Below are 14,159 nucleotides of genomic sequence, written 5' to 3'. Positions count from 1 at the left end.
CGTTTCCCGTCTCAGTGGGGTCGCATTATAGGGAGATCCGAAAACAGATCAACCCTTTTTTGAAGAAAACTTGAAATAACATACTGTTCGGTGAGTATTTAAGCTAAACACGCCAAAAACACAACATAACCAGCAAATTATTAACAACTAAAGGCACTTTAACTCTTTTTATATTTAAAGTAGAGCTAAACGATCTTCATATAAAGGCTTACACCCCAAATGATCAATACGATCGTTAGTGAAAGTGTTACAGCTGCAGATCCCATATCTTTAGCTCTACCTGATAATACATGTAATTCTGTACTTACCCGATCTGTTAGTGCTTCTATTGCAGAATTTAATAATTCAACTATTAGTATTATAAGCAGTGAGCTGATCAATATCGCCCAATGTAATAATGATGAAGCAAGCCAAAATGAAATGGGAAATAATATAAGGCTTAATAATAGCTCTTGTCTAAACGCGGCTTCTTCTTTAAATGCTGCTTTAAAGCCAAGGTAGGAACAATAGGTTGCTTTGAAAACACGCTTGAGGCCTAAGCCATTTGGTTTTAATACATCTTTCATTAATAAACTCTACAAATGAAGGTCAAAATAAAGCCCCGCACTGCGAGGCTTTTTATTTATGCTACACCGTATTGATCACGGTAAGCTTTAACTGAGGCTAAATGCTTGTCCATCGTCCCTTGATTTTCAAGGTAACTAATAAGATCAGCTAATTTTACGATTGATATTACTTTAGTACCAAAGTCGCGTTCAACTTCTTGAATAGCTGATAACTCGGCCTTACCTTTTTCTTGGCGATCTAATGCGATCAAAACACCGCTAAGGTCCGCACCATTTTCGGCAATGATTTCCATTGATTCACGAATAGCAGTACCTGCGGTTATTACATCATCAACTAGCATTATTTTGCCATTGAGCTCTGAACCAACTAATGTTCCACCTTCACCGTGTGCTTTTTTCTCTTTACGATTAAAACAGTACGGTACATCTTTATTATAATGATCAGCTAATGCAACAGCTGTTGTTGTCGCTATTGGGATACCTTTATATGCAGGACCAAATAATACATCATACTCTATCGCTGAGTCTTCTAATGCAGCAGCATAAAATCGACCTAAACGCGCTAAATCACGGCCTGTATTAAATAAACCTGCATTAAAAAAGTACGGACTTATTCGCCCTGACTTTAAAGTAAACTCACCAAATTTTAATACCTGCTTCTCTAGGGCAAATTCTATAAACTCTTTTTGATAATCTTTCATATCTAGTGGCCTACCTATTTATGCTAATGCTTGCTTTTGTACGTCAATGATTTCACGAATAGAATGTTTAGCTAAAGTAAGTAACTCATCTAGCTCATCAAACGAGAAAGGTTCGCCTTCGGCTGTACCTTGAATTTCAATAATTTTACCTGTTTCGGTTAAAATTACGTTCATATCAGTCTCTGCTGCTGAATCTTCAATATATTCTAAATCGCTAATTGCTTGACCTTTATATATACCTACTGAAATAGCCGCAATCATATGCTTAAGTGGGTTTGAATTAATCATACCTTTGGCACGCATATGCGTTAGCGCATCAACAAGTGCAACACATGCACCACTTATAGAAGCAGTACGCGTACCACCATCAGCTTGAATTACATCACAGTCAATGGTGATTGTGTTTTCGCCAAGTGCTTTTAAATCAACAGCAGCACGAAGTGCACGTGCAATTAAGCGTTGAATTTCCATAGTACGACCGCCCTGCTTACCACGTGCAGCTTCTCGAGCATTACGCGTATGCGTTGCTCGCGGTAACATACCGTATTCAGCATTGATCCAACCTTTACCCTGACCTTTCATGAAACGAGGTACGCCCGATTCAACAGTAGCTGTACAAAGTACTTTGGTGTTACCAAACTCAACAAGTACTGAACCTTCAGCATGCAAAGTATAATTACGTGTAAATGTAACAGGTCTAATTTGGTTAGGTGTTCTTTCGCTTGGACGCATTGACGATCCCCTTAATTCAGAATTTGCGACATTATAAGTGTATGTGGGTATAGATACTATGCTGATTTAAATAAATAGCTGTATGCAAAATATTCAGTGTATTAAATTTTCCCTAGAGCTTAAGCAGTGTTACGGTATAATCATCGTAATATTGTATTTATAAATTTAGGAAAATATCCATGATCCACAGTATGACAGCTTATGCGCGTCGCGAAATAAAAGGCGATTGGGGTACTGGCACTTGGGAAGTTCGTTCAGTGAACCAGCGTTACCTTGAAACATTTATTCGCGCACCAGAGCAATTTCGTGGCATGGAGCCAGTTATTCGTGAGCGTTTACGCAAACACTTACAACGCGGTAAAGTTGAGGTTTTTTTAAAATTTGTAGCAAACCCTGCTCATGTTGGTGAATTATCGATTAACCAAGCGCTTGCTGAGCAACTTATAAATAGTGCTAAGTGGGTTCAACAACAAAGTAACGGTGATATCAACCCTGTTGATATATTACGCTGGCCTGGTGTTATGGAAGCTGAAGAACTTGATATGGATAGCGTTAATACAGCGCTAATTGTTGGTCTTGATCAAGTAATAGAAGATTTTAAATCAGCACGTGGCGATGAAGGTGCAAACCTTGAAGAAATGATAGCAATCCGCCTTGATGCGATTTTAGAGCAAGTAGAAATTGTAGAAACGCACATGCCAGAGATTGCTAAATGGCAGCGTGAAAAACTGGCTCAAAAACTAGAAGACTTAACAGCTAATATTGACGAGTCACGCCTTGAACAAGAGCTCATTTATCTTGCGCAAAAACAAGACGTGGCTGAAGAATTAGATCGCTTAAAGTCTCACGTTAAAGAAACTAAAAAAATCCTTAAAAAAGGGGGCGCATGTGGTCGCCGTTTAGATTTTATGATGCAAGAATTTAATCGTGAAGCAAACACGCTAGCATCTAAGTCTATTAATAGTGATATTACGACTGCCGCTGTCGAGCTAAAAGTGTTGATTGAACAAATGCGTGAGCAAATTCAAAACATTGAATAACACATAACGCTGTTGTAGCTCACTTGAGCATAATTAGCGAAATAAAGTACAATGTAGTTATTGAAGGCTTGAGTTATTTGTAACTCAAGCCTGTTTATTTTTAGGTAGAGATAAATATGGCACAAACTCGCGGAAATCTATTTATTTTGTCGGCACCATCAGGCGCAGGTAAATCAAGCTTAATTAATGCGTTATTAAAAAAACATGCAGATATGAAAGTATCAGTATCACATACCACTCGCTCTCCTCGCCCTGGTGAGAATCATGGCGTGCATTATCATTTTTCGTCAACTGATGAATTTAAGACGCTTATTTCTCAAGATGATTTTTTTGAATGGGCTCAAGTATTTGATAATTACTATGGCACATCAAAGCAAGCGATTGAGTCACAACTTAATGCTGGTATAGATGTGTTTTTAGATATTGATTGGCAAGGTGCGCAACAAGTACGTAAAATTATGCCAAGCGTTCAAACTATTTTTATTCTGCCTCCCTCTAAAGCAGAACTTGAACAACGATTAAATAACCGAGGTCAGGACTCTGCTGAAGTTATTGCTTCTCGTATGGCAAAAGCACAATCAGAAACATCACATTACAATGAATATGACTTTGTTATTGTGAATGATGATTTTGATACAGCACTTGCAGACATAGAAACGATTGTTATGGCACAGCGTTTAACATTAAAAGCGCAAACTCTTCGCCATCAAGATTTACTAAATAGCCTCCTTAAATAGTTTAGACTTATTTAAATTAGCTTTAGGCTTGTAAAACTAATAAAAATTGACCACTAGCTATTGGCGAAACTTGCTGCTTGCAGTAAACTACGTCTTTGCTTTTAAATTATTTTGGAGTGCTGAGATGGCCCGCGTAACAGTTGAAGATGCAGTAGATGCAGTTGGTAATCGTTTTGACTTAATTTTAGTTGCGGCTCGTCGTGCCCGCCAACTTGCTGTTGGTGGTAAAACTCCACTAGTAGACCCTGAAAACGATAAACCAACAGTAGTTGCTTTACGTGAAATTGAATTAGGTTTAGTTGATAGTTCATCAATGGACTTAATTGACCGTGAAGAACAACAACATCAAGAAGCGGCTGAATTAGCTGCTGTTGCTGCCATCGTTGGCGGCAATCAATAATCAACCTCCCGGTTTGATTTTAGCCAACGGCGCAGTATTTCTACTATAGTCGTTGGCAATATCCTCTATTCATCGTATATTCGTAACTTACCTAATTTACTTCACTAGAACATTGGAGTGTAAATGTATCTTTTTGAAGGTCTTAAAAAGAAAATTTCAGAATACTTGCCTGCTGCTGAAGTAGAGTTAGTACAAAAATCTTACGTGGTAGCCCGAGAGGCTCACGAGGGTCAAACGCGCTCAAGTGGCGAACCTTACATTACTCATCCTGTTGAAGTAACCCAAATTCTTGCTGGTATGCATCTCGATCATGAAACACTCATGGCTGCATTAATGCATGACGTAATTGAAGATACTGACTTTAGCCAACAAGATTTAGCAGAAATTTTTGGGGAAACGGTTGCAGAACTAGTTGAGGGTGTAAGTAAACTCGATAAGCTTAGCTTTAAAGATAAAAAAGAATTCCAAGCTGAAAACTATCGAAAAATGATTATGGCAATGACCCAAGATATTAGGGTTATTTTAATCAAACTCGCTGACCGAACTCATAATATGCGTACATTGGGAGCATTACGTCCCGATAAACGCCGTCGTATTGCTCGAGAAACATTAGAAATATACGCGCCAATTGCAAACCGTTTGGGTATTCACGATATTAAAAATGAGCTTGAAGACTTGGGTTTTCAAGCTTTATACCCTATGCGTCATCGTGCACTTAAATCAGAAGTGGCTAAAGCTCGTGGTAATCGTAAAGAAGTTATTTCTAATATTCAAAATGAAATAGAAGCTCGTCTTAAAGAATCAGGTATAAATGCAACTGTATCTGGTCGTGAAAAACATATTTATAGCATTTATAAAAAAATGCTAAATAAAGAGCTGTTATTTAACGAAGTAATGGACATTTATGCTTTTAGAATAGCCGTTGAATCTATGGATACTTGCTATCGCGTACTTGGCGTTGCACATAGCCTTTATAAACCAATTGAAACACGTTTTAAAGACTATATAGCAGTACCAAAAACAAATGGTTACCAGTCACTTCATACTTCTTTAGTTGGTCCACACGGTATACCTGTTGAAATTCAAATTCGTACTCACGATATGGATCATATGGCAGATAAAGGTGTCGCAGCGCATTGGATGTATAAAAAATCAGGTGACGGTGCAGGTAATACATCTCAGCAACGCGCTCGACAATGGATGCAAAGTTTACTAGAACTACAGCAAAGTGCTGGTTCGTCTTTTGAGTTTATTGAGAACGTAAAAACCGAATTATTCCCAGAAGAAATTTACGTATTTACGCCAGATGGTCGTATTGTAGAATTACCAATGGGTGCTACTGCTGTCGATTTTGCTTACGCTGTACATACTGATGTAGGTAACACCTGTGTTGGAGCAAGAGTAAACCGCAAGCCTTATCCTTTAAGTAAAGCACTTGATACCGGTCAAACAATAGAAGTAATAACTAGCTCAGGAGCTCACCCTAATGCTACTTGGCTTAACTTTATTGTGACAGGCAAAGCACGATTAGGGATTCGTAACTACCTTAAAAGCCAGCATCACGAAGAAGCAATGTTATTAGGCAGACGCTTACTGGATTCAGCACTTGGCGAAAATAAATTTGATAATATCCCTGATGAAAATATAGTAAGAGTACTCGAAGAACATGAGCTTTCTACATTACTTGAGCTATTAGTTGAAATTGGTTCTGGTAATTTAATGAGTATGCTAATTGCTAAACGTTTGCTGCAAAACGATAGTGACGACTTAACCGATATGACAAACCAAGCCAAAGCGACCATTATTGGAACCGAAGGCATGTTAGTTAATTACTCTAAATGTTGTCGCCCAGTACCTGGGGATGCAATAACCGCACATATAAGCCAAGGCAAAGGCTTAACTGTTCACAGGCAAGAATGTAAAAACATTCGAGGTTGGGAAAATGAGCGTTCTAAATACTTAGTTGTAAAATGGGACGATAACCCAGAGAAAGAATATATTGCAGCTCTTAGAGTTGAAATAATTAATCATCAAGGTGCTCTAGCCAAATTAACTAATGTTGTTGCTACAACCCAAGCCAACATTGTGGAAATAGCTACCGATGAAAAAGAAAGTAATTTATACGTGATAGATCTAGGAGTCACCGTTAAAAACCGTGTCCATGTTGCTAACATTATGCGTAAAATTCGTGTTATGCCTGATGTGCAAAAAGTCTATCGTAAAAAATAAAATAGGAAAAACATGAATAAAGCATTTATCTCTACCGACAAAGCACCTGCAGCTATTGGCACATACAGCCAAGCAGTTAAAGTAGGTACTGCTGTTTATTTATCAGGTCAAATTCCATTAGTTCCTGAAACAATGGAAGTTATTTCAGAAGACTTTGGCGAACAAACACACCAAGTATTTAAAAATATAGCTGCAGTGTGTGAAGAAGCTGGCGGTCAAATACATGACCTAGTCAAAGTTAATATTTATCTTACTGATTTATCTAACTTTGCTGTTGTTAACGAAGTAATGAGCCAGTACTTTAAGCAACCATATCCAGCACGCGCTGCGATTGGTGTTCGTGCATTACCTAAAGGCGTGCAAGTTGAGATTGATGGCATTATGGAATTACCTTCAACTAACTAATGTGTTTATGAGCTATAGACCTGCGCTATAGCTCATACTTCCCCTACTTTATATATCATTTTGTTTTTCTTGATTTCTTGACTCAAAAGTAAATTTCTAGCACTCTATAATTGTGCTGTTAATAAAAATTTAACTTAAGTAGTAGAAAAGGATTAACTAGTGTTTAAGCTTGCCAATAATGGAAATGTTTTACTTGATGTAAGTAAACACGCCCCTCCAAGTGCTGCATTTGTGCTTGAAGCCCTCGAAAAGTCGACCTTCTGTAATTGCAAAATAGATCATAATGCTATTAATGACTTTTTTAAAAGTGGAAGTAGTAAGTCTGTTTTAGTTGTTGCCAATAAGCATAACGCTACATTAAGCGTAACTATTAGCGACGACAAAATGCTTGCTACTGGTGAGCTTACCGTTGCACAAGGTGGTAAAATACTGAACTTAGAAGATGCTAAAAAACAGCTAGTCAAAGCAGGAATAGTCCGTGGCTATAAGCAAGCATTTTTAGAACAAATCCTCGATAAACAACTCGAAGCCGCTGCAGGTAGTGTAGTAAAAGGTGTTATTGCTAAAGGCCGTTTACCGAGTGATGGTTTAGCCACTAAGCTCATAGCAACAGTAAAAACGCTTAAAGACCGTCTAAAGGCTCCTCAATTAAAAGAAGATGGTAGTGTTGATATGCGAGATTTTGGCAAGCTCGCAAGTGTAGAGCCTGGTGCTGTGCTCATACGTCAACAGCCAGCAACCCCAGGAAAAGAAGGTTTTACTGTTGTAGGAGACATATTACCAGCCAAGCCAGGTGATAATAAACAACTCGTTGCGGGTGAAGGCACTGAAATATCTAAACTCAATCCAATGGAGCTAGTGTCTACTATTTCTGGAGTACCGGTTGAGATAAATAATGGTATGCGAGTAGATGACATTTTTACAATATCAGATGTGAGCGTAAAAAGTGGTCATATAGATTTTGAAGGTAGCGTTATTGTTACTCGTAATATAGACCCAGGGATGAAAGTAACTGCTAAAGGCGATATTACTATTTTTGGCACTGTAGAATCTGGTGACCTTACTGCTGGCGGCAATATAACGGTAAAACAAGGTATTATTGGTCATCAAAAAGATGATAAGTCACTCTCTTGTAAACTAATATGTGCTGGTGATGTTCACATCTCTCATTCACAATATTGCTACATAGAAGCGTGTAATATATTTATTGAACGCCAAACAAGCCACTGCATAATGAAAGCAAAGCGGTTACTACAAGTTGGACAAACAGATTTACCTAAAGGTAAAATATTTGGTGGTGAAATACTAGATGCAACGACGCTTATTGCAGGCGAAATTGGTAATGAGTCTGGTGCTAAAATGGTAATAAACTTAGCTGCCTCAGGCGCAGAAATAACAGCAAATACAGATAATTGCTTTAAAGATTTAGCAAAAACAGATCAACAACTAGATACTCTTCAAATAGCGTTAGAAAAAACAGATCAAGTAAAAGATACTGAAAAAAAGAGTCTATTAATCACAAAAATTGGTGCGACCCAATTACATTATTGCCAACAAGCTGAGCAATTAGAGAAACGCCTTTCAAATCTAGATCACGATCTGCACGACTTACTTAGTGATACTAATCTAGCCGTGAATACAGTTTTGCACTCTGGAGTCGAAATTCATATTTTTGACAAAGCTCTTAAAACAACCCGTAATTACCCTCCATGTAACGTAAAGCTTATAAACAATAAAATTGAGGTTGAATTTAAAACGCACTAATTAATAGAGTGCTTCACAGAGCACTCTATTAAGGCTTAGTAAAATCTACAATAAACCACTCACGGTGTCGTAAGTCTGACTTGACCATACACCTACTTGTACCTGCCCAATATGTTGCTTTTGAAGCAGTAACATAGCTAATCGTGACTGACCTATACCGCCGCCAATTGTTTGTGGGAATTTACTTTGTAATAAAGCTTTATGCCAATCAAGCTCTAATCGTTCTTCATCGCCTGTAATACTTAATTGTGCTTTTAAAACATCAGGGCTTACACGTATACCCATCGAAGATATTTCAAAGGCATCTTCGAGCACTGGGTTCCACACTAAAATATCGCCATTTAATCCCATATATTGATCGCACGTAGGTGTAGACCAATCATCATAATCTGGCGCTCTTACATCATGGATTTTGCCATCACCTAATGCACCACCAATCCCAATTAAAAATACAGCGCCATACTCTTGTGTTATTGCCTTTTCACGTTGCTTAGCATTAAAGTCAGGATACATTTTGCGTAACTCTTCACTGTGTACAAATTTAATATCGGCAGGTAAAAATGAAGTTAAACCATAAGATTCACTTACGAAGGCTTCTGTTTCTTTAATTCCTTTATAAATAGATTGAACGGTTTGCTTTAATGTAGTCAGCGAACGCTCAGTACTTTCGCTAATTACTTTTTCCCAATCCCACTGATCAACATAAACAGAATGAATAGGGCTTAATGTATCTTCATCGGGACGTAGCGCTTTCATTTGAGTATAAATACCTTCACCAGCCGAAAAGCCATAAGTTGCTAGTGTTTTACGTTTCCATTTAGCCAATGAGTGCACTACTTCATATTGACTATCTGCTATAGCTTTTACCTTTACAGCAACTGCATTTTCATGCCCGCTTAAGTTATCTTGCGTGCCGTCGCCCACTTTAGCCAAAATTGGGGCTTGAACCTCAATGAGTCCAAGCTGGGTTTCTAGTTGCTGTGAAAAAAATTGCTTAACTTTACTTATTTGCTGCTGTTGCTGCACATAGTGTGAACTCATAATAATTGGCCTCATTCCCAGTTATTGTTACTTGCTTAATTGATAAAAGACACTCAACAAGGCGCCTTAATGAGGTTAATGTAACGATTTACAGCATTAACTCAATATCCCACAACAAAAATAGCTTTAACATACAAAAACAATCAATTTAATGGTATAAAAACCCTACATTCAATAATTTTACAAACGAAAAATAATGGAAAATTATCAAATCGATAATCTCGATAAACAGATATTGCATGCATTAATGGCAAATGCACGTACACCTTATGCAGAACTCGCGAAAAGATTCAACGTAAGCGCAGGTACAATTCATGTTCGTATAGAAAAAATGAAACAGGCAGGGATCATAACCGGCACACAACTCACTATTAGCACAAAGCAATTAGGTTATGATGTATGTTGTTTTATAGGTATTAACTTAAATAACGCACGCGACTATCCACAAACATTAATAAAACTAGAAGCACTTGAAGAAGTTGTCGAAGCTTATTACACAACTGGCAACTACAGTATTTTTATTAAAGTAATGGCAAAGTCAATTGACCACCTACAAGATGTTCTCATTAATAAAATACAGGCAATTGAAGCTATTCAATCAACAGAAACACTTATATCACTACAAAATCCAATTAGCCGTACGGTAATGCCTTAATAGTAAAAATCTCGTATAATTACCTAAAAAAGAGGATCATCATGCAGCAAACTCGCTATCAAAGAATCGAAGACGTACTTTCACGTCGTCAAACAGACCTAACAGTATGCTTAGAAGACGTGCATAAACACCATAATTTATCTGCAATCGTTCGAAGTGCAGATGCCGTTGGCTGCCACCACGTACATGCTGTATGGCCAGAAAAACAAAAATGGCTAACTAATAATACGTCAGGTGGCAGTAAAAACTGGCTAGAGACTCATCTACATAGAAATATAGATGACGCGGTTATGGCAATGCGTGAGCGCAATCCCGAAATACAAATCCTAGCGACTCACCTTTCAGAAGATGCGGTTGATTTTAGAGAAGTAGATTACACCAAACCTACTGCAATTATTGTTGGACAAGAAAAAACGGGGATATCAGAAAAAGCCTTAGAATATGCCGATCAAAATATTATTATTCCTATGCAAGGTATGGTGCAATCACTGAATGTTTCGGTGGCTGCTGCACTAATATTATTTGAAGCACAACGTCAACGTGAACTTGCTGGTTTATATAATAGGGATATGCTTAGTGCAGAAGTTAAGCACCCACTTTATTTTGAAGGTTGCCACCCTATTATTGCAAGGCAGTGTAAACAAAAAAAATTACCTTATCCTGCACTTGATGAAAACGGCGAAATTGTTGCTGATGAACAATTTTGGCAAGCTTTAAAACACACTTGATGCACTTACACTCTGTAAGTACACTTAATCCACTAAATAATTAAAAATTGAGTCTATTTTGTCTAAACCTAGCTTAAGCCAATACCCTATAACAGAACTTAAAGGAGTCGGTCCAAAAATGGCCGAACGCCTATTAAAGCTAGGTATTATTACTGTACAAGATATGCTCTTTCATTTACCACTTCGATACGAAGATCGCACTCGCTTATATGCAATAAACGAGTTAGCCATTCATAGCCACGTTAGCGTAGAGGCTACAGTTGAAACAAGCCAAATCACTTTTGGCAAAAGGCGAATGCTTGTATGCCAAATAAACGATGGAACAGGTAGGCTTACGCTTAGATTTTTTAATTTTACCGCAGCACAAAAAAATGCGCTCAGTGCAGGCAAAATTATACGCTGTTTCGGCGAGGTTCGTCGCGGACGCGTTGGTCTTGAAATGAGCCATCCTGAATATAGCATCAGCGATACTATTAACGAACAACCTATCGCCACAACATTAACGCCTGTTTATTCAACAACTGAAGGCTTAAAACAACTATCGATTAGAGCTTTAAGCGAACAGGCAATTGATTTACTAAACAAATATTCAGTAGAAGAATTACTCCCTACGAAATGGCAGCCATCAAACATGGCGTTAAGCGATGCGTTATTATTACTTCATCGTCCACCAAATAATATTGATGTAACAGCACTAGAGCAAGGAACTCACCCTGCTCAGCAACGCTTAGTATTTGAAGAGTTGCTTGCACAAAACCTCAGTTTATTAAAAGTGCGAGAACAAGGGCAGCAAGTCAAAGCGGTAGCTCTAAATCCAATAAACATATTAGAAAGCCAATTTTTAGAACAACTCCCTTTTGCACCAACAAACGCACAAAGTCGCGTAGTAGCAGAAATTAAAGGTGATATGCAACATGCTTATCCAATGATGCGTTTAGTACAAGGTGATGTTGGCTCAGGTAAAACACTTGTCGCTGCACTTAGCGCATTAACAGCCATTGCTCAAGGCTTTCAAGTTGCCTTGATGGCACCGACTGAAATATTATCAGAGCAACATGGAGTTAATTTTACAACGTGGTTTAATCAATTAGGTATCACAGTTGCTTGGCTTGGCGGTAAGACAAAAGGTAAAGAACGCGTAGCAACGCTTGAAAAAATATCCTCTGGGGAGGCGCAAATGATTGTAGGTACTCACGCTTTATTTCAAGATGAAGTAAAGTTTAATAACTTGGTACTTATAATTATTGATGAGCAACATCGCTTTGGTGTTCACCAACGCCTATCACTACGCGAAAAAGGTAAATTTGAGAATTGTTACCCTCACCAATTGGTTATGACAGCAACACCTATACCTCGCACACTCGCAATGACAGCTTATGCTGACTTAGAAACCTCTGTAATAGATGAATTACCGCCAGGTCGTACACCAATAACAACTGTTGCACTTCCTGATACACGCAGAGACGACATTATAGCTCGCGTTAAATTAGCGTGCCACGAACAAGGTCGTCAAGTTTATTGGGTATGTACACTTATTGATGAATCTGAAGTACTTCAATGCCAGGCAGCTGAAGACAGCGCGCTGCAATTAAAAGAAGCATTACCCGAGCTCAACGTAGGGTTAGTCCATGGACGAATGAAGTCAGCTGAAAAACAAGCAATAATGAGTGAGTTCAAAGCCGGAAATATACATGTATTAGTAGCAACAACTGTTATCGAGGTTGGAGTGGATGTTCCTAATGCGAGTTTAATTATTATAGAAAACCCTGAGCGCCTAGGTTTAGCACAATTACACCAGCTACGCGGTCGAGTCGGTCGTGGCGTTATAGCATCCCATTGCGTACTTTTATACCACGCCCCATTATCTCATACAGCTCAAAAACGACTAGGAGTACTAAGAGATAGTAACGATGGTTTTGTTATAGCTGAGCGTGATTTAGAAATACGCGGACCAGGCGAAGTTCTTGGTACAAAACAAACTGGTTTAGCGGAATTTAAAATTGCGGATTTAACACGCGACAAACAAACACTTAATCAAGTAAGACCTATCGCGCAGCAAATGTTAAAGCAATACCCTCAACATGTAGATCCCTTAATTCATAGATGGCTAGGTAATAAGTCAAACTACGCACAAGCATAACTTCAACGGACTATTTGCTATCTATAATAGCCCTGCAATTTTAATTATTCGCATTTCACTTATAACTACGCAAGATTATTTTTACATATGTATTATCTATCTTTTTATTCTCATCAAAGATAGATATCACCACAGTTAAAGCTCTTTCTATAAAAGCATGTCGAAATTGCCATGTAATATCAGCTCACTTAAACATCTGTTCTAATAGATACCACATAAAATAACCCTTCAATTAATTATGGATTTACAGCTATTACAGCAAATATTAAGCCTCTCCGAAAAATACACGTAAACGAATGTGATTGCTTTCATATCATTATTTTATGAAGGTAATAGCATAAACAATATTACCCGAAGTGGTGCTAACAAATGGGTCTCTAATTACCTAAAATTACGGTTATTAGGCTTAGAGGATAAATCAATTCACAGGCGCTCATTTCAATTATAGTAAGCACAGCGCTGAAAACTGACCGAACTTGTAAGGCAGTCGCCTTATGTACGATACGACTTTGCAATTCAAAAATATAATCTTAATAAACTGCACCTTATTCACAAGAATAAAACCCAATAAAGTAAGTGTGAGAAGGAGATGTAACAACATTGTTTATTAAATAGGGAATGTAATGGCTATGAATAGGAGTCCATGACGTGAGCTATACGTTATTCACCCAAACCTCACTTTTCTGCAGACGTAAAAAAGCCCGAGCCGTTAGATTCGGGCTTTCTACAATGTGAAGTCGGTGCGCTACGCATATGCAGTAGAATGCTTCAGTGCCCACAGCGGTGGAGAGCCACAGTGTAAATACACCACTATCATTCTCTCAAGCTGCTTATTATCGCGCTATTGCTGAGACTGGTGAGCTTCTTTAAAGTGGGTCATGAGCTGTAATCGAATGAAATAAGGGATATTAATGGGAGTGTAGGGTGCGAGTTGTGCATTATTCGCACACACTTCACTTTTCTGCAGACGTAAAAAAGCCCGAATCGTTAGATTCGGGCTTTCTACAATTTGAAGCCTGGT

The 14,159-nt window shown here is 38.1% G+C and carries 13 protein-coding genes; 9 read left to right on the top strand and 4 right to left on the bottom strand.

The window, feature by feature from the left end; genetic code table 11:
* Positions 1-185 precede the first annotated feature (185 nt).
* From GQR56_RS20415 to rph, 3 genes are read right to left on the bottom strand one after another with little or no spacing between them, the layout of a single operon-like run.
* The gene (locus tag GQR56_RS20415) at positions 186-566 is read right to left on the bottom strand and encodes a diacylglycerol kinase (protein WP_002958892.1); all 381 of its coding nucleotides are present in this window, start codon (positions 564-566) and stop codon (positions 186-188) included.
* Positions 567-622: 56 nt separating this feature from the next.
* Positions 623-1,267: an orotate phosphoribosyltransferase gene (pyrE, locus tag GQR56_RS20410; RefSeq protein ID WP_166115067.1), complete on the bottom strand. Its 645-nt coding sequence runs from the start codon at positions 1,265-1,267 to the stop codon at positions 623-625.
* Between the two features lie 18 nt (positions 1,268-1,285).
* On the bottom strand, positions 1,286-1,999 hold the full coding sequence (gene rph / locus GQR56_RS20405; RefSeq protein WP_002958890.1) for a ribonuclease PH: 714 nt from the start codon (positions 1,997-1,999) through the stop codon (positions 1,286-1,288).
* A gap of 179 nt (positions 2,000-2,178) precedes the next feature.
* Here rph and GQR56_RS20400 point away from each other — a divergent pair, with 179 nt between their 5' ends.
* The 6 genes from GQR56_RS20400 to GQR56_RS20375 all read left to right on the top strand — a co-directional run bounded on the left by GQR56_RS20400 (position 2,179) and on the right by GQR56_RS20375 (position 8,574).
* Positions 2,179-3,039 carry a YicC/YloC family endoribonuclease gene (locus GQR56_RS20400; protein WP_166115063.1) on the top strand — a complete coding sequence of 287 codons (861 nt, stop codon included), beginning with the start codon at positions 2,179-2,181 and terminating at the stop codon, positions 3,037-3,039.
* Positions 3,040-3,155: 116 nt separating this feature from the next.
* On the top strand, positions 3,156-3,776 hold the full coding sequence (gene gmk, locus GQR56_RS20395; protein ID WP_166115060.1) for a guanylate kinase: 621 nt from the start codon (positions 3,156-3,158) through the stop codon (positions 3,774-3,776).
* A gap of 124 nt (positions 3,777-3,900) precedes the next feature.
* Positions 3,901-4,176 carry a DNA-directed RNA polymerase subunit omega gene (gene rpoZ / locus GQR56_RS20390; protein WP_024611811.1) on the top strand — a complete coding sequence of 92 codons (276 nt, stop codon included), beginning with the start codon at positions 3,901-3,903 and terminating at the stop codon, positions 4,174-4,176.
* A gap of 123 nt (positions 4,177-4,299) precedes the next feature.
* Positions 4,300-6,405 carry a bifunctional GTP diphosphokinase/guanosine-3',5'-bis pyrophosphate 3'-pyrophosphohydrolase gene (gene spoT / locus GQR56_RS20385; protein WP_024611812.1) on the top strand — a complete coding sequence of 702 codons (2,106 nt, stop codon included), beginning with the start codon at positions 4,300-4,302 and terminating at the stop codon, positions 6,403-6,405.
* Positions 6,406-6,417: 12 nt separating this feature from the next.
* Positions 6,418-6,810, top strand: coding sequence for a RidA family protein (locus GQR56_RS20380; RefSeq protein WP_024611813.1), 393 nt, complete (start codon positions 6,418-6,420; stop codon positions 6,808-6,810).
* A 159-nt stretch (positions 6,811-6,969) separates the two neighbouring features.
* Positions 6,970-8,574, top strand: coding sequence for a FapA family protein (locus tag GQR56_RS20375; protein WP_166115057.1), 1,605 nt, complete (start codon positions 6,970-6,972; stop codon positions 8,572-8,574).
* A gap of 45 nt (positions 8,575-8,619) precedes the next feature.
* On the opposite strand, the gene asnA is transcribed toward GQR56_RS20375, so the two are convergent.
* Complete coding sequence (gene asnA / locus GQR56_RS20370; protein WP_166115054.1) at positions 8,620-9,615, bottom strand: aspartate--ammonia ligase; 996 nt, start codon at positions 9,613-9,615, stop codon at positions 8,620-8,622.
* Between the two features lie 196 nt (positions 9,616-9,811).
* Between asnA and asnC the strand changes: the two genes are divergently transcribed.
* The 3 genes from asnC to recG are packed head-to-tail and all read left to right on the top strand — an operon-like array spanning position 9,812 to position 13,138.
* Positions 9,812-10,270 carry a transcriptional regulator AsnC gene (gene asnC / locus GQR56_RS20365; RefSeq protein ID WP_166115051.1) on the top strand — a complete coding sequence of 153 codons (459 nt, stop codon included), beginning with the start codon at positions 9,812-9,814 and terminating at the stop codon, positions 10,268-10,270.
* Between the two features lie 41 nt (positions 10,271-10,311).
* Positions 10,312-10,998, top strand: coding sequence for a tRNA (guanosine(18)-2'-O)-methyltransferase TrmH (gene trmH, locus GQR56_RS20360; protein ID WP_024611817.1), 687 nt, complete (start codon positions 10,312-10,314; stop codon positions 10,996-10,998).
* Positions 10,999-11,056: 58 nt separating this feature from the next.
* Positions 11,057-13,138, top strand: coding sequence for an ATP-dependent DNA helicase RecG (gene recG / locus GQR56_RS20355; protein WP_166115048.1), 2,082 nt, complete (start codon positions 11,057-11,059; stop codon positions 13,136-13,138).
* The last annotated feature ends 1,021 nt before the right edge of the window (positions 13,139-14,159 follow it).

Origin of the sequence: Pseudoalteromonas sp. Z9A5 (assembly GCF_011378875.1) — a bacterium.
GTDB lineage: Bacteria > Pseudomonadota > Gammaproteobacteria > Enterobacterales > Alteromonadaceae > Pseudoalteromonas.
This window is presented reverse-complemented; position numbering and strand designations above follow the sequence as displayed.

Coding starts and splice junctions, on each gene's coding strand:
- GQR56_RS20415 (WP_002958892.1), bottom strand. CDS start 566: ATGAAAGATGTATTAAAACCAAATGGCTTAGGCCTCAAGCGTGTTTTC.
- pyrE (WP_166115067.1), bottom strand. CDS start 1,267: ATGAAAGATTATCAAAAAGAGTTTATAGAATTTGCCCTAGAGAAGCAG.
- rph (WP_002958890.1), bottom strand. CDS start 1,999: ATGCGTCCAAGCGAAAGAACACCTAACCAAATTAGACCTGTTACATTT.
- GQR56_RS20400 (WP_166115063.1), top strand. CDS start 2,179: ATGATCCACAGTATGACAGCTTATGCGCGTCGCGAAATAAAAGGCGAT.
- gmk (WP_166115060.1), top strand. CDS start 3,156: ATGGCACAAACTCGCGGAAATCTATTTATTTTGTCGGCACCATCAGGC.
- rpoZ (WP_024611811.1), top strand. CDS start 3,901: ATGGCCCGCGTAACAGTTGAAGATGCAGTAGATGCAGTTGGTAATCGT.
- spoT (WP_024611812.1), top strand. CDS start 4,300: ATGTATCTTTTTGAAGGTCTTAAAAAGAAAATTTCAGAATACTTGCCT.
- GQR56_RS20380 (WP_024611813.1), top strand. CDS start 6,418: ATGAATAAAGCATTTATCTCTACCGACAAAGCACCTGCAGCTATTGGC.
- asnA (WP_166115054.1), bottom strand. CDS start 9,615: ATGAGTTCACACTATGTGCAGCAACAGCAGCAAATAAGTAAAGTTAAG.
- asnC (WP_166115051.1), top strand. CDS start 9,812: ATGGAAAATTATCAAATCGATAATCTCGATAAACAGATATTGCATGCA.
- trmH (WP_024611817.1), top strand. CDS start 10,312: ATGCAGCAAACTCGCTATCAAAGAATCGAAGACGTACTTTCACGTCGT.